At 65.1% G+C, this 15,862-nt stretch carries 12 protein-coding genes; 8 read left to right on the top strand and 4 right to left on the bottom strand.

What is annotated here, in order from left to right; translation table 11 throughout:
* Nucleotides 1-203: 203 nt before the first annotated feature.
* Nucleotides 204-1,370 (top strand): acyl-CoA dehydrogenase family protein, encoded by a 1,167-nt coding sequence (locus HIM68_RS00445; RefSeq protein ID WP_172168708.1) that lies wholly within the window; start codon nucleotides 204-206, stop codon nucleotides 1,368-1,370.
* Between the two features lie 12 nt (nucleotides 1,371-1,382).
* On the opposite strand, the gene HIM68_RS00440 is transcribed toward HIM68_RS00445, so the two are convergent.
* Entirely contained in the window at nucleotides 1,383-2,354 is a 972-nt protein-coding gene (locus HIM68_RS00440; protein WP_139907413.1) for an NADPH:quinone oxidoreductase family protein, read from the bottom strand.
* A 176-nt stretch (nucleotides 2,355-2,530) separates the two neighbouring features.
* On the opposite strand from HIM68_RS00440, the gene HIM68_RS00435 reads away from it, so the two are divergent.
* The 4 genes from HIM68_RS00435 to HIM68_RS00420 all read left to right on the top strand — a co-directional run bounded on the left by HIM68_RS00435 (nucleotide 2,531) and on the right by HIM68_RS00420 (nucleotide 7,436).
* Nucleotides 2,531-3,553 (top strand): phosphotransferase family protein, encoded by a 1,023-nt coding sequence (locus HIM68_RS00435; RefSeq protein WP_139907412.1) that lies wholly within the window; start codon nucleotides 2,531-2,533, stop codon nucleotides 3,551-3,553.
* Nucleotides 3,550-4,344 (top strand): SDR family oxidoreductase, encoded by a 795-nt coding sequence (locus tag HIM68_RS00430; protein ID WP_139907411.1) that lies wholly within the window; start codon nucleotides 3,550-3,552, stop codon nucleotides 4,342-4,344. Before HIM68_RS00435 ends, HIM68_RS00430 begins: the two co-directional genes overlap by 4 nt.
* An 82-nt stretch (nucleotides 4,345-4,426) precedes the next feature.
* Nucleotides 4,427-5,632 (top strand): acyl-CoA dehydrogenase family protein, encoded by a 1,206-nt coding sequence (locus tag HIM68_RS00425; RefSeq protein ID WP_172168705.1) that lies wholly within the window; start codon nucleotides 4,427-4,429, stop codon nucleotides 5,630-5,632.
* An 85-nt stretch (nucleotides 5,633-5,717) separates the two neighbouring features.
* The gene (locus HIM68_RS00420) at nucleotides 5,718-7,436 is read left to right on the top strand and encodes a class I adenylate-forming enzyme family protein (protein ID WP_172168702.1); all 1,719 of its coding nucleotides are present in this window, start codon (nucleotides 5,718-5,720) and stop codon (nucleotides 7,434-7,436) included.
* Nucleotides 7,437-7,490: 54 nt separating this feature from the next.
* Here the strand turns inward: HIM68_RS00420 and HIM68_RS00415 are convergent, their stop codons facing one another.
* The 3 genes from HIM68_RS00415 to HIM68_RS00405 are packed head-to-tail and all read right to left on the bottom strand — an operon-like array spanning nucleotide 7,491 to nucleotide 11,512.
* Entirely contained in the window at nucleotides 7,491-7,724 is a 234-nt protein-coding gene (locus tag HIM68_RS00415) for a hypothetical protein (protein ID WP_172168699.1), read from the bottom strand.
* Nucleotides 7,725-7,778: 54 nt separating this feature from the next.
* Nucleotides 7,779-10,382, bottom strand: a complete 2,604-nt coding sequence (locus tag HIM68_RS00410; RefSeq protein WP_172168696.1) for an AAA family ATPase — start codon at nucleotides 10,380-10,382, stop codon at nucleotides 7,779-7,781.
* Nucleotides 10,379-11,512 carry an exonuclease SbcCD subunit D gene (locus HIM68_RS00405; RefSeq protein ID WP_172168693.1) on the bottom strand — a complete coding sequence of 378 codons (1,134 nt, stop codon included), beginning with the start codon at nucleotides 11,510-11,512 and terminating at the stop codon, nucleotides 10,379-10,381. The genes HIM68_RS00410 and HIM68_RS00405 overlap by 4 nt, the downstream gene beginning before the upstream one ends.
* A gap of 122 nt (nucleotides 11,513-11,634) precedes the next feature.
* Here HIM68_RS00405 and HIM68_RS00400 point away from each other — a divergent pair, with 122 nt between their 5' ends.
* From HIM68_RS00400 to HIM68_RS00390, 3 genes are all read left to right on the top strand, one after another.
* Nucleotides 11,635-12,459 carry an ABC transporter ATP-binding protein gene (locus tag HIM68_RS00400; protein ID WP_139469625.1) on the top strand — a complete coding sequence of 275 codons (825 nt, stop codon included), beginning with the start codon at nucleotides 11,635-11,637 and terminating at the stop codon, nucleotides 12,457-12,459.
* Nucleotides 12,460-12,544: 85 nt separating this feature from the next.
* Complete coding sequence (locus HIM68_RS00395; protein WP_139469626.1) at nucleotides 12,545-13,588, top strand: iron-siderophore ABC transporter substrate-binding protein; 1,044 nt, start codon at nucleotides 12,545-12,547, stop codon at nucleotides 13,586-13,588.
* A 3-nt stretch (nucleotides 13,589-13,591) separates the two neighbouring features.
* Complete coding sequence (locus HIM68_RS00390) at nucleotides 13,592-15,727, top strand: iron ABC transporter permease (RefSeq protein ID WP_367647397.1); 2,136 nt, start codon at nucleotides 13,592-13,594, stop codon at nucleotides 15,725-15,727.
* Nucleotides 15,728-15,862: the final 135 nt, after the last annotated feature.

Here is a 15,862-nt window from a genome sequence, read left to right as displayed (position 1 = left end):
TGGAGCTGTTCGACACCGCAGAACTGCGGTCGAAACGGGCTGCTTCCGACTATCTCACAGATCCAGTCTGTATTGACTGTTTTTCAGGCGGATGCCAGACTGAACGCACGCTCAGTGACCGGGCACACATCATCGCCTCGGCCCGAAGACCGGCCTGTCTGCCCGCCCAGCGACAACCACTGCTTGAGAAGAGGACGCAATCGATGAAGAGGAATCTGTACAACGAGGATCACGAGGCATTCCGAGGATCGGTCGCTGCATTCCTCGATCGCGAAGTCGTCCCCCACTTCGAGGATTGGGAGGAGAACCACCTCGTCGATCGGGAAATGTGGCGCAAGGCAGCGCAGTCGGGCATCATCGGCCTGGCCATCCCCGAGGAGTTCGGCGGTGGCGGCGTCTCCGACTTCCGGTTCGAGATGGTGCGAGCCGAAGAGATCGCCCGCCGTGGCGTCGGTGCGGCCACGAGCGGCTGGGGCGTCTCAGACGGAATCGTCCCCGGCTATCTCATGGAGTTGGGCACTCGGGCGCAGAAACAGAAGTACCTGACGGGACTGACCTCGGGCGCGATGATCGGGGCGATCGCCATGACCGAACCGGATGCCGGTTCGGATCTGCAGGGCATCACCACGAAGGCTGTCCGCGACGGCGACAATTGGATCATCAACGGCGCCAAGACCTTCATCACCAACGGCATCCACTGTGATTTCGTCATCGTCGTCGCCCGCACGAACCCGGAGGCGAAGGCGTCTCAAGGCACTTCGCTGTTCATCGTCGAGGCAGGCACACCTGGGTTCGAGAAGGGCCGCAAACTGAAAAAGCTCGGCCTGGATGCCCAGGACACTGCCGAACTCTCGTTCACCGATGTCCGGGTGCCGGCCGATGCCCTCCTCGGCGAACTCGATCAGGGGTTCATCCACCTCATGGTCAACCTCCCCACCGAACGCCTCCTCATCGGATCGGGAACCCTGGCATCGGCGCGGGCAGCGCTGGCATGGACGGCCGAATACGTCTTCGACCGCCCCGCTTTCGGTCAGACCATCGGCGACTTCCAGAACACTCGTTTCGAACTCGCCGAGCTCGAAACCCGCGTAGACGCCCTGGAGGCGTTCGTCGACCGCTGTGCCCTGGCTCTCAACGAAGGCGAACTCACCGCGGTCGACGCCGCCAAGGCGAAGTACTTGGGCTCGGACCTCGAGATCGAGGTCGTCAATCGCTGCCTGCAACTCTTCGGCGGCTACGGCTATATGCTCGAGTTCCCCATCGCTCGCGCCTACAAGGACAACCGCATCCAGGCAATCTTCGGCGGAGCGAACGAGGTGATGAAGGAACTCATCGGACGCGATATCGCCAAGCGCAACCGCAAGAGGTGATAACGCCCGCGGCTACTCTCCCGCGACTTCGAGAACGACCTTGCCCATCACGGAACGGCCGTCGAGTTCCCTGATCGCCGAGGAGGCCTCGGCGAGCGGGTAGTTCGCGTGGATGCGCGGGTTGAGGTCACCTGCGGCAACGTGCCCGAGGACGGCGTCCCACTGCTCGTGGATGAAGTTCGAGTGACCCCAGGCCGCCGCGCCCCAAGCGACGCCGTCGACAGAGATGTTCTTCAGCAACAGGCGATTGACCTTGATCGAGGGGATTTCACCGGCAGTGAAGCCGAGAACGAGAAGCCGACCGAACGGAGCGAGCACTCGTGTCGAATCGGTGAATCGGTCGCCGCCGACGGGGTCGAAGACGAAATCGACGCCGCCCGGACAGATCTCCTTCGCCGCGTCCTTGAAGCCGTCGGCGAGGACGACATGCGTGGCGCCGATCTCGCGAACCGCTTCAGCCTTCGCCTGGGTCGAGACGACGGCGATGACTTCGAGGCCCATCGCCAGACCCAGCTGCACTGCGGCCGAACCGAGACCGCCTGCGGCTCCGTGGACGAGGAGGCTCTGGCCAGGCTGGGCATTCGCGCGCACCCGCAGTGCGAAGTCAGCGGTGAGCACGTTCATCGGCATGCCTGCGGCATCGGCCAAGGAAACCGAATCCGGGACCTTCACGGTGGCCTCGTCACCGGCGACGAGGTATTCGGCGAAGGTACCCTTTCCGGTGATCGCAGCAACGCGGTCCCCGACGGAGTAGCGGGAGTCCGGACCCACCTCGGCGACGACGCCGGAGGCCTCGGAACCCAGAGTGAAGGGCAGGTCGTGCTTGACCTGGTACATTCCGCGAGTCTGCAGGACTTCGGGGAACGTCACGCCGGCATATGCGACCTTGATGAGCACCTGGCCCGGCCCCGGCGACGGGCGCTCCACATCGAGATGCTCCACATCATCGGGGCCGGTCAGAGCGGTGACGCGAATGGCTTTCATTGTTTCCTCGCTATCGTTGTGACGCACACGGAACACTCGAGCTCCGGTGTCGGCGGTCTTCTCACCTCTATCACACCGAGCGGCTATGACCGTGATCACTTTCACGGCTTGACTCCCCCGCTCGGGATGAATACTGTGAACTCTACTGAACGACTGTTCACTCGGGAAGGTCAAGGATGACACAATCACCGGCAGGGTTCGATGCGGACAGCATCGGCAGATGGATCGAGCGGAGATTCGGGATCAGCGATTTCGACGTCGAAGTGATGTCGGTCGGTCGGTCGAATCTGACGTTCACCATCCTCGTCGACGGCAACCCACGCTGGGTCCTGCGCCGCCCTCCCCTGGGCCACGAGGGCGGCAGCGCTCACAATGTCGCCCGCGAGGGCCGGATCATGGCAGCGCTCAATGACAGTGACGTTCCGGTGCCGACCGTCCTCGACATCGTCGACGACCCCGAGGTCCTCGACGTGCCCTTCGTGTTCATGGACCACTGCCCGGGATTCCCGATCAACACTCCCACCGAGTGGGAGTCCATCCCACCTGAGAACCGCCGCGACTGTGCATTCGGCATGGTCGACGCGCTGGCGGCGATCCATTCCGTCGACGTCGATGCTGTCGGATTGTCCGATCTGCGTCGACCCGGCGGACTCATCGACCGGCAGCTGCGTCGTTGGATCGGGCAGGTCGAGAAGATCGCGATGCGCGAGACTCCGACAATCCACGAAGTCCACGATGTCCTCCGCGAGGCCATGCCCGACCCTGCGGGCTCGCCCGTGGGAATCGCACACGGGGACTTCAAACCGAACAATATGATCTTCGCGCCGTCGGGGTCGGTCAACGCCGTCGTCGACTGGGAGCTGACAGCCATCGGCGAGGTGCTCACCGACCTCGGCTATTTCGTCGCCATGCTCACGGTGCCCGAACAGTACACCAGCATCTGGGTGCCCCGAGCCGACGACGGTTTCCCCACCACAGACGAACTCATCGACCGCTATCAGGAAGTCAGCGGGCACGAAGTCCACGATGTCAGCTACTACTCGGCGTTCGCGATGTGGAAACTGGCCTGTATCCGTGAAGGCGTCTACACACGACTGGCGACTGGCAAGATGGGCGACCTCGATCTCGACCCGGAAGAGGCCGGAGCCGGGGTCGAAGACCTCGCTCGCCAAGCCCTCGACCTGTTGGAGAGATCATGACCTCATCCCTGGCTGGCAAACGTGCAGTGGTCACCGGGGCCGCCGGTGGAATCGGCGCCGCCTTGGCCGCCGAGCTCATCGAACGCGGTGCGTCAGTCGTTCTCGCGGACCTCTCCCCCACGGTCGTCGACACCGCCGCCGAACTCGGCACCTCGGCATTCGCGTGGACGGGGGACGTGTCATCGGTCGAAGGAATCGGTGCGCTCATCGATTCTGCCGACGACCGCCTCGGCGGGATCGATCTGTACTTCGCCAATGCCGGAATCATCGGTCCGGCGATGCTCGGAGACTCCGACGCCGACTGGGACGCGATCATCGACGTCAACATGCGCGCCCATATCCGCGCCGCGCAGGCACTCGTCCCCCGCTGGCAGGAGGCCGGTTCCGGGTATTTCGTCGCCACCGCCTCGGCGGCAGGACTGCTCACGCAGATAGGCTCGGCCGCGTATTCGGTGACCAAGCATGCGTCAGTCGGATTCGCGGAATGGTTGGCCATGACCTATCGCGACGACGGAATCCGCGCCTCGGTGGTCTGCCCGATGGGAGTGAACACGAATCTGCTCGACGACGCCGGATCCGCCGGCGGCGCCGCCCAGAAGGCCGTGACCTCAGCCGGAACCGTCCTGGAACCCGCCGAGGTGGCCGCCATCGTCCTCGACGCCGTCGAGAACGAGCAGTTCCTCATCCTGCCGCACCCCGAAGTCCTCGAGATGTACCGGATGAAAGGCAGCGACTACGACCGCTGGCTGCGCGGAATGTCCCGATACCAAGCCCGACTCAGCGAACAGTGACACCGAGCCCACCACCGAGTGAGACTCACCCGAGACCAGACCTCACAGCAGTGTGAGACCCACCGAGAAGCAAGGAGCCCACGTGTTGGAAATCAGCGAACGCGGACGCGAGTATCAGGAGCGTCTGAACGCCTTCATGGACGAATTCGTCTACCCGGCCGAGCCGGTCTACGCCGAGCAGATGGCCGCGGCGGCCAGCCCCCACACACAGCCGCAGATCCTCGAAGACCTCAAAGCCGAAGCGAAGAAGCAGGGCCTGTGGAACCTCTTCCACCCGCACCCGGAATGGGGACCCGGGCTGACGAACCTCGAATACGCTCCATTGGCCGAGATCACCGGGCGCAGCCTGGAGATCGCCCCCGAAGCGATCAACTGCAATGCACCGGACACCGGCAATATGGAGGTCTTCACGGTCTTCGGCACGGATGAGCACAAGGAGAAGTACCTGGGGCCCCTGCTCGAGGGTGAGATCGCTTCGGCCTTCGCCATGACCGAGCCGGCCGTGGCCAGCTCCGATGCGACGAACGTCGAGATGAGCATGGAGCGCACCGACGACGGATTCGTGCTCAACGGCCGCAAGTGGTTTGCGTCGAACGCGATGCACCCGAACTGCCGGGTGCTCATCGTCATGGGCAAGACCGATCCCACCGCCGAGGTGCACCGTCAGCAGTCGATGCTCGTCGTGCCGATCGATGCCGCCGGAGTCACCGTGGTGCGCAACCTGCCCGTATACGGCTACGCCGACCGGGAGGGCCATGCCGAGATCATCTTCGAGAACGTGCTCGTGCCGTTCAAGGACATTCTCAAGGGCGAGGGCGAAGGCTTCGCCATCAGTCAGGCGCGCCTGGGTCCGGGCCGGATCCACCACTGCATGCGTGCCATCGGAGCCGCCGAGCGGGCGCTCGAACTCATGGTCAAGCGCGCAGAATCTCGCGTGACTTTCGGTGAGAAGCTGTCGAACCGGGCGAACATCCAAGACTGGATCGCCGAGTCCCGGATCGAGATCGATCAGGCTCGGCTGCTGACCCTGCACGCCGCGGACATGATGGACAAGTACGGCAACAAGGTGGCGAAGAACGAGATCGCTGAGATCAAGGTCGTCGCACCGACGATGGCGCTGAAGGTCATCGATCGGGCGGTTCAGGTCCACGGCGGCGGCGGAGTCACCGAGGACTTCCCACTGGCCCGGATGTGGGCGCATATGCGCACCCTGCGTCTGGCCGATGGACCGGATGAAGTGCACAAGCGCTCCATCGCCCGCAATGAGATCAGGAAATACCGCGGCTGAGGTCGGCTCTTCCGCGATACAGTGAGACCCCACCGGGCCCGCAGCAGTGTGCACGGGCCCGGCACCGCCTGCGAAAGGATGTTCAATGACGAACAATTGGTTTGAGGATCGCCCATGGATCACCACTTTGGGCGATCTCGCTCAGGAGCCCTATGTGCTGCCGGATTCCACGCCCTTGGCCGACCTGGCTGCAACAGTCGACGCCCGTGGCGACGAGGAAGGCATCAACTACTACGGATTCACCCTGACCTGGGCGGAGTTCGACCGGTGGTCGACAGCTTTCGCTGCCTTCCTCTCGGCCCACGGGATCAAGCCCGGCGACCGTGTCGGCATCTATGATCAGAACACCCCCGCGTTCGCGATCTCCACCTATGGGGTCTGGAAAGCCGGAGGCACCGTCGTCCCCCTCAACCCCATGTACCGCGGCGAGCTCGAGCACATCTTCGCCGACTCCGAGGTCAAGGGACTCATCGTCTCTCAGGCTGCCTATCTCGACCGGGTCAAGGACTATACCTCGGACCTGCCGCTGGTTGTGCTCAGTGATGACCGGAGCTTCCAGACGGATGGCCCTGATGCGATCTATGCGATGTTCGACAAGCTGCCGCGCTTCGAGGACCTGCCGCCGGCCGAAGGACGTTTTGCGTTCGCAGAGGCGGTGGAGGACAACCTCGATACCGACTTCACCCCGTACTCCCCTGCTCCGTCGGACCTCGGTCTCATCGCCTACACGTCCGGCACCTCGGGACGGTCGAAGGGAGCGGCAGCGACTCATGCGAATATCTCGAGCAACTCGCGCTACTGCCTGCGCAACCCGATCCTGGGTCCCGGCGACGGCTACGTCTCACTGGCTCCCCTGTTCCACATCACCGGATTCATCTGCCAGTTCCTTGCGGCCGTGGCCGGCGGTGCCCGGCTCATCCTGAACTATCGTTTCGAACCCGGTTCGCTCATCGCTCTATGTGATCGGCAGAAGCCTGCGTACATGGCCGGCCCGGCCACGATCTACACGGCGATGATGGCGCACCCCGACTTCAGCGCCGAGAAGTTCGCATCCTTCAAATCCCTCATGTCCGGCGGTGCACCGCTGCCCGAAGGACTGGTCAACAAATTCGAAGAGCGTGCCGAGATCTATGTCGGTCAGGGCTACGGCCTGTCGGAGACCTGCGCCCAGGTCGCCACCGTGCCGCATGGATTCCAAGCCCCGGTCGACCCGGACAGCGGGAACCTCGCCTGCGGTCTGCCGCAGCCGGATGTGATGATCCGCATCCTCGATGACCACGGTCAGCCCATGGGCCCCGGGGAGGTCGGAGAGGTTGCGATCTCCGGACCGCAGGTGGTCTCCAGTTACCTCAACAACCCGCAGGCCACCGCGGAGCAGATCCCCAACGGCGAGCTGCACACCGGCGATGTCGGGTTCATGAATGAAGACGGGTGGCTGTTCATCGTCGACCGGAAGAAGGACATGATCAATGCCTCCGGCTTCAAGGTCTGGCCGCGGGAAGTCGAGGATGTGCTCTACATGCACCCGGCCATCCAGGAGGCAGCTGTCGTGGGCATCCCCGATGACTACCGCGGCGAGGATGTGTCGGCCTTCGTCACCCTGCAGCCCGGCGCTGAGGCGACCGCTGAGGAGATCATGTCATTCTGCCGGCAGAAGCTCGCTTCCTATAAGGCTCCGCACCAGGTGACGTTCATCGATCAGCTGCCGAAGACGAGTTCCGGTAAGATCCTGCGACGGACCATCCGCGCCGATGCCGTCGAAGCCGCCCGGGCGGCCAAGGCAGCAGCGGGCACTGCCGACTGAGGCTGGGGCCAGGGCGGTCTTGCGCGAATCCGGCTTCCGCGGCGTCGGTGTCGTTCAGGGGACGCGGGATGCCGGATACTTGTCTGCCTCGCTGACAGTCTCCGGAGTCTGTTCGTCGTCCTCGACAATGCCTGCCATCTCCCATCGGCCGTGGACCGGGCAATATTGGAAGCGATACGCACCGAAGCGGATGGATTTGAATGACATCAGCGGAATCCAGCGAGTGCGGTAGTACCCGCCGCCGGAGCAGCGGACGATGACTTCATCGGCATAGGTCTTCTCGCGCATGACCCCCAGGTTAACGCATGCTTCCTTGTCGACGCCGAGACTGGACGCCGAGATTCAGCCCAGGCTGACGGTTTCGGCGCCGCCGATGGAGGCGAAGCGGTCGGGCTGACAGGTGAGCAGAATGACCTGAGCCGTGCGGCCGACATTGCCGAGGATGACGTTGAGGGCGGACAGGCGCTGCTCATCGGAGAAGCCGAAGGCATCGTCGAGGATGACCGGTGCTCCGGCTTCCGCATCGACGAGGGTGGCGACGGCGAGTCGCCCGATGAGCGCCAGCTGTTCCTTCGTCCCGCCCGAAAGCGCGTCGAAGGCCACGGTGCGTCCGTCGAGCGTGCGGGAGACGATTTCGAGGTTCTCGGAGATCTCCACCGACAGTCCCTGACCGAAGATCACCCGACCCAGCTTCTCGATCGCCTCCTTGAACGGGGCGACGTACCTCCGCTGAGCCTCTTCCTTGTGTGCGAGCACGGTGTCGCGCAACAGTCGGATCGCATTTGCCTGCCGCTGCATGCGAGCCTGCTTCGACCGAATGGACTCCACGTTCTGCTCTGCAGCTTTGAGCTTGTCGTAGATGCCCTCGGCCGCACGGTCATCGATGAGAGCCGAGAGCTGATCGACCTCCTGCCGGTCCTTCTCCTGCTGCTTCTGTTTGCTGTCGACGAGCTGGAGAGCGTTCTGCAGTCGCATCTCAAGAGTCTCGGGGTCGGCGGCCTCGTATGCGGAGCGTGCGGCAGCGGCTTCGTCCTCAGCCTGTGTCTGTGTCGCCGTGGCAGCGGTCAGTGCTTCGTCGAGGGACTCATCGGAGTTCGCTTCCCTGTCCATGCTCAGGCGGGTGCTGAGGTTCTGCAGCGTCGTCGCCGCCTGTTCGCGCGTCGACTGTGCACGCACGGCTGCCACACGTGCCTCATCCCGGTCGGTGCGAATGCGTTCGAGCGTGGTTCTGGCCGTCTCGACCTGCGCGGTCGCATCGTCGACGGCTGCTGACGTCGATTCGACCAGTGCTTCGAGGTCGTCGATCGATGCGGCGGTTCCGCTCGTATCAGCGGGGTCCCCCGCCACGTGTTTGGCTCGGGTGAGCGCGGCATCGAGTCCGTCGCGGTCGTCGTCGCCGATGAGCACCCGCAGAGTCGATGAGGCTTCGGCCAGCACGGACTCGGCATCGGTGCGCACCTCGCTGCGTTCGCGTGCCTGTTCTAGGGAGGTCACGCCGAGCCGGTCGAGTTCCGCGTCGAGAAAGGTCTGCGCGGAGTCGAGGGCCCGGTCGAGTTCGGCTGGTGACTGTCCCGGTCGCACAGTGATGTCGACGACGGAGTCGACGAGGATCTGCAGGTCCGAGGTGACGGCGAATTCCTCGGCGGACCCCTTGGGCACATCGGTTCCGTCGATGCTCACGGCGGTATCGCCGAGGCGGCGGGCGACGATCTGTGCGGCGGCCGCGGTCTTCGCGTTCTGCGCAATGCGCAGCTCGGTGAACAGTCCTCCGAGTTTCTCCACGTCTTTCGCGGTCACGGTGATCGACCCGATCGTCGCTTTCGCCTCGGCTGCTCTGCGTTCCTGGTCGCGGATGTCGGCCAGCCTCTTCCGCAGAGTGTCGACCTCTCTGCGTGCGCGGGCCCGAGCGAGATCGGCGGCTGCGGTCTTCGCTTCAACCTGAGCGGTGAGGAGTGCGGCCTGTTTGGCCTCGAGGCCCTTCTGCGCCTCGGCGAGAGACGAGTCCTCTTCCTGCTGTGCGGTCGTGACCGTCTTGAGTGCATCGTCGGCAGTCTTCACCGACTCTTCGGCCGCGGTGACCTCGGTGATGAGTGCCTGACGTCGGTCTCGCGCCTCCTCGGCACGCTGACGTTCTCTCTGTGCGACGCCCGCGCGTTCGAGAGCTCGATCGAGTTCGGTCTTGAGCCCGGACACGGACTGCACAGCCTGTTCAGCCTCTTCGCGTTCGGTCACGGCCGATGCCAGCTGAGTACGCCCATTCGTCAGCCGCTCGGCTGCTCGAGCATGCCGGTCGACGAGCCCGTCCATATCGGCGCTGCGAGCCTTCAGTTCACGATGCTGCTCTTCGGCGCCGGGGAGTTCTTCGGTGAGCCTTCGCAGCTCACCCGTCTCCTTGCCCTTTGCCGTGAAGAACCTCAGGTATTCGGTTTCGACTCTGTCGAGGAAGGCATCGTGGTCAGCCGGTTCCTCCCCGGCCTCGCCCAGAGCACCGTGCAGTGCCTTGATCTCGGCCAGGGAAGCCTGGTCGAGGCTCCGGCCCTGAGCGACGTCGAGAGCGTCGAGCAGGTCGACATCGACGGTTTCGTCGAGGATCGCCAAGAACCGCTCATGTGCTTCGCTGCCGCTGAGCTGTTGGGGGACGGGGTTGAGAATGCTCAGCTCGGTGAAGGGCTGTTTGATCCAGCGTTTGCTGTATCGGAGTTCGTAGTCCCCGGTGCTCAGGTGCAGTTCGACTTGCGGACCGACGTCGGAACCGACCGGTTGGGTGTCTTTGACGCTGGCCTTGCGGGAGCTGTCCTTGTCCTCGCGCAGCTGCGTGATGGCCTGATGGATCGAGGACTTCCCGACCTCGTTCGGGCCTTCGACGATCGTCACCCCGGAGCTGAAGTCGACGGTGGCGTCGCTGATCGCGCGGTAGTCGATGAGGCGGATGGAATGGAGTCTCATGAGCCGCTCCTGGCGAATCGGTAGAGCAGACCGAGTGCGTCTTGGGCCGTGACTGCTGAGTCGTCGTCTGCGGTGGCACGTGCGGAGAGTTCGTCAAGAGTCTCCTGCAGGTATCCGCTCAGTCCGAGATCGGCGAAGTCGTCGTCCGCAGCGACGACGGCCAGGTCCATGTGACGCTCCCAGAGTGAGACGAGCGCGAACAGGTCGGAGAAGTGGTCGAGCTGTTCGTCGAGTCGGGCCTTCGCCGCCGTCGGCAGAGTGCCGCGCAGGATCAGCCACACCGCCGTGCGGTCCTTGTCGGGAACGACATTCATCCGCTCTTCGAAATCGGCGACATCCTCGGCGGAGTTGAGGTCGGCTTCGATGACGGTGAATGCCCATGTGCCGACGTGGACCTTCTCGACCTCGGCCCGGTGGGTGTCGGCATCGATGTCGACGAGGAGCACGTTGCCCGGATCGGTCTCCCGCCGAGAGGTCACTTCCGGTGCTCCCGGATACCAGATGCGGTCGGCGACCTCGAAGGTCGCGTGCCGGTCGCCGAGCGCGACGAACTGGGCCCAGTCGTCGCGCAGCAGTGCCTGCAGATGGTCGGTGTCGATGGTGGCCAGCGATTCCCGATCCGGGTCGAGGACGCTCACGGCTCCGTGGCCGGCGATGATCCGGATATCACCGGCAGCCACCTCGGCGAGGTCTTTCGTCGCTGTGGCGACGAGATCCCCTTGAGGATGTTTGGAAGACCAGGGGGCGCCGATGATCTCGACCCCGGAAACGACGGTGAACGGGTCGCTGCCGCGCAGGACATGCACATGCGAGGGCACCCGTGAGGAGAAGGCCGGGGAGTCATAGATCGATGCGGCGTCCAAGGGGTCATGGTTGCCGGGAAGCAACACGACCGGCACGGTGAAAGCGTTGAGGACTTCGAAAGTCCGGGCGATGATCGCGCGGTCGAGCTGGTTGGTTTCGAACACGTCCCCGCAGACGAGGACGAACTCCGCGCCCGTCTCGGCGGCGAGCGCTCCGATGCGGGCAACGGCGTCGAGGCGGGCGCGGTGGAACCTGGGCCGGGCCTCGTCGCTGAGGTAGTGCGCGGTCATGCCGAGCTGCCAGTCCCCCGTGGCGATGAATCTCATCTGCTCCTCCTCAATCGGTCCCATCCTACGGTCGCAGGCCCACACTATCGGCAGGCACTGACGCGGGTGTTCTGCACCACACAGATACCCTCAACCGCTGACTTAGGTTAGGCTAAACATTTGTGAATGCGATTGCACTGACTGCCACCGGCCTCAATCTGGGCTACGACCGCACCGAGGTCGTCCATGACGTGAGCCTGACGATCGTCCCCGGACGGGTCACCGCCCTGCTCGGACCCAATGGGTCGGGCAAGTCCACCGTCCTGCGCTCACTGGCCCGGCTGCACCCGATCACCTCGGGCGACGTCGTCATCACCGAGGCCGACGCAGACACTCCATCAAGCACTCTGACGGCCAGAGAGTTCGCCCGGTTCGTCACCCTGCTGTCCCAGTCGCGCCCGCACCCGTCGGGCCTCAGTGTCCGTGAGATCGTCACCTTCGGCCGCCATCCGCACCGTAAGCGCTTCGCCGGGCTCACCGACGTCGATCGCGCTGCCATCGATCGCGGCCTCTCCCTCACCGGCACCATGGCGATGGCCGACCGTCCGGTCGACCAGCTCTCCGGCGGCGAGCTCCAACGCGTCTGGTTGGCGACCTGTCTGGCCCAGGACACCGGAGTCCTCCTGCTCGACGAACCGACGAACCATCTCGACCTGCGCTACCAGTCGGAGATCCTCGACCTCATGCGCGAACTCGCCGACGACCACTCCATCGCCGTCGGCGTCGTCCTCCATGACCTCGAACATGCCGCCACCGTCGCCGATCACGTGGTCCTGCTCGAACAGGGCCGCATCCGCTCGGTCGGCACCTGCGAAGACGTCTTCACCGCCGAGACGCTGAGCGAGGTCTACGGGCTGCCCATCTCGACCCGGATCGATGCCGACACCGGCCTGGTCCGGGTCGAAGCCCTCCACCGACGGACTCGTCGCCCGGCCGCAGCTCTCTGAGCACCCCACCGCACCTTCTGACAGTCACACCCAGAAATCGCACCACCTCATCTCCGATCGCCGATCGGTTCACAGAAAGAACACCATGACCAGAACACCTCTGTCACGCACCTCGTTCGCCGCCTTCGCCTCGGCAACGGCGGTCTGCGCACTGGCCCTGACCGGGTGCGGCACCACCGATACCGACGCCCCTGCAGATGCGAAGGGACAGACCTCCGCATCGTGCGCGGACGACTCGAGCACCACCTCGGCGGATCCGGTCACCGTCACCGACGACACCGGCCACGAGATCGAACTGGACAAGCCGGCGGCGAAGGTCGTCTCTCTCGAATGGCAGTACACCGAGGATCTTCTCTCGCTCTGCGTCGATCCCGCCGCCGTCGCCGATGCTAAGGGCTTCACCACCTGGGACACGGCAGAGAAGCTGCCCGACTCCACCACCGACGTCGGCACTCGCCAGGAACCCAACGTCGAATCGATCCTGTCGGCCGATCCGGATCTCGTCATCATCGAAACGACGAACCGCAAGGACAAGATCGTCGGTCAGCTCGAGAAGCAGGGAATCCCTGTGATGGCGATGGCCGGCGCCGACGGCAAGGATCCCGTCAAGTACATGAAGGACACGTTCACCACCGTCGCCGAGGCGACCGGTCGCACCGAGCGCGCCGACACCGTGCTCGGCGATTTCGATGCGAAGCTCGAAGAATCGAAGAAGGCCATCGCCGAGGCGGACCCGGCCACCACCGAATTCGTCTACTTCGACGGCTGGGTCAACGGTTCGAATGTGGCGCTGCGTCCCTTCGGCCAGGGTTCACTCATCGGCGAACTCGGCGAGGAACTGGGCCTGAAGAACGCGTGGACCGGTGAGGTCGACCCCGCGTACGGACTCGGCCAGACCGATATCGAAGGCATCTCGAAGGTCGGTGACGCGAACTTCTTCTACACCGGGACCGAGGACCCTGAGTCCGAGGACTATGTGGAGCTGCTGAAGAAGAACGACATCTGGGCGAACATCCCCGCAGTGAAGGACGACCGCACCACGGCCTTCCCGGCAGGCATTTGGACCTTCGGCGGACCCAAGTCGTCCGAGCAGGCCCTCGACGCCTACGTCGACGCACTGACCAAGTAGACCGTGGCCTCTCCCCTGACCCGTCCGAACACCTCCCAGCAGACGGCTGCGGCACCGGAACCGACCATGGTTCCGGTCCGCGGCCGCGGAATCGTCGGTGCCCTGTCGACCGCCGCCGCACTGCTCGGCCTCATTGCCGTCCTCGTCATCGCCTCCGCCTGGCATATCACGCAGGGCACCTCGGGCATCGGCATCAGGGAACTGTTCACGGCCGTGACCGGCACGCTCTCCCCCGCCGAGGATAGCCCCAGTGCCCGTGACATCCTCCTCGGATCCCGGCTGCCGCGCGTGGGGGCGGGCATCCTCGTCGGCCTCGCCTTGGGTGTGGCCGGCGCCCTGTTCCAATCGCTGGCGCGCAACCCCTTGGCATCGCCGGACACGCTGGCGGTCACCGGCGGTGCGTACTTCGCCGTCACCGTGGTCACTGCCTTCGGCATTGCGATTCCGATCTGGGCCTCGGGAGGGGTCGCCTTCCTCGGCGGCCTGCTTGCCGCAGCCCTGGTCCTCGGCCTGGCCGGAGGCGCAGGAGCCTCGACGACTCGGCTCGTGCTGGCGGGCACGGCCACGGCGATGGCGCTGCAGGCGGCGACATCGACTCTGCTCATCCTCTTCGCCGAAGAGACGACGAGTCTCTTCTCCTGGGGTTCGGGCACTCTCAATCAGCTCGACGGGACCGCGGCCCTGCGCAGCATTCCCGTCATCGCTGTCATCGCCGGCGGTGCGATCCTGCTGTCGAGGCGTCTGGACCTGCTCGGTCTCGGCGACGACGCCGCCTCGGTGCTCGGGGTTCCGGTCAGGTCGACGCGGGCCATCGGGATCCTCCTCGCCGTCATGCTCACCGCCACTGCGGTGACCCTGGCCGGTCCGATCGGCTTCGTCGGCCTCTGTGCCCCGGTCATCGCCCGGCTCCTCGCCCGCGTCGTACCGAGCCTCGGCCGTCATGCCGTGCTCTTTCCCGCCGCCGGTCTCATCGGTGCGATCATCGTCATCGTCGCCGATGCCCTCCTGCGCGCGATCGTCGGCGCCACCGAGGCGATCACCCTCCCGTCGGGAGTGACGACGACTGTGATCGGGGCGATCGTGCTCGTTCTTCTGGCGCGATCGATGCGCACGGCATCACCGGCCGCGGCCACCTCGGCGGCGAACTCGGCTGTGGTCGGTCCGCGACGTGCCGGGCTCGTCATCGGCATCGGCGTCATGGTCCTCATCCTCGTCGCCGTGACCGGTCTGCTCACCGGGGAACGGTTCTACCTCCTCGGCGATGTGCTGCTGTGGTTCCAGGACCGGGCGGCACCCGTCATCGACTTCGCCTTCGATTCTCGGGCGCCCCGCGTCGCCGCTGCCCTGGCTGCCGGTGCCGCGCTCGGGCTCTCCGGCACTCTCGTCCAGGCCAGTGCGCGCAACCCTCTGGCCGAACCCGGCCTGCTCGGCATCACGGGTGGAGCCGGGCTGGGTGCCGTCATCGTCGTCACCCTCATCCCCGGCGCCGGGGTCGGGCTCGTCTCTGCGGTCGGCATCGTGGGCGCCCTGGTCGCCTTCGCCATCGTCTACGGGCTCTCGTGGCGAGGCGGAATGAATACCGATCGTCTCGTCCTCATCGGCATCGGGCTGTGGTTCGGGTTCACCGCGCTGACCACGCTGTTCCTCGTCCGCGCGAATCCCTGGGACACGCCTGCCCTCTTCACGTGGCTGTCCGGATCGACGTACGGAAGGGCGTGGGCGGATATCGCACCGGTCACCCTCGCCCTGCTCGTCGCCGTACCGCTGGCGTTCGTGTGGACGCGCGAGCTCGACCTGCTCGCCCTTGATGATGACACCCCACGGCTGGTCGGGGTTCCTCGTGAACCGGTGCGTCTGGCAGTGCTCATCACCGCCGCCGTGCTCGCGGCGGTGAGCGTATCGGCAGTCGGCGTCGTCGGATTCATCGGCCTCGTCGCCCCGCACGCTGCGCGCGCTCTGGTCGGCGCCCGTCATATCCGGGTCGTGCCCACGGCGATGCTGCTCGGAGCCGTGGGCCTTGTCGTCGCCGACGCCGTGGGGCGCACGGTCATCGCTCCGGCGCAGATACCGGCCGGTCTCATCGTCGCCCTCATCGGCGCCCCGTACTTCGTCTACCTGCTGGCACGCACCCGCGCCTGACATTGCGTGAGACTCGCAAGGTCCCGCGCTGCTCCTCGCCTGCCCGGTTGCCTTGCAATTCGATGTGCACTCTCCAGCCGATCCGAGTAACGATCAGCAGATGAAAGGTCGCCGCCGAGTCACGATGGCATTCGG

Source organism: Brevibacterium sp. CT2-23B (assembly GCF_013168765.1).
GTDB classification, from domain to species: Bacteria; Actinomycetota; Actinomycetes; order Actinomycetales; family Brevibacteriaceae; genus Brevibacterium; species Brevibacterium sediminis.
Note: the sequence above shows the minus strand (reverse complement) of the source record. Positions and strands in the feature narration are given on the sequence as shown.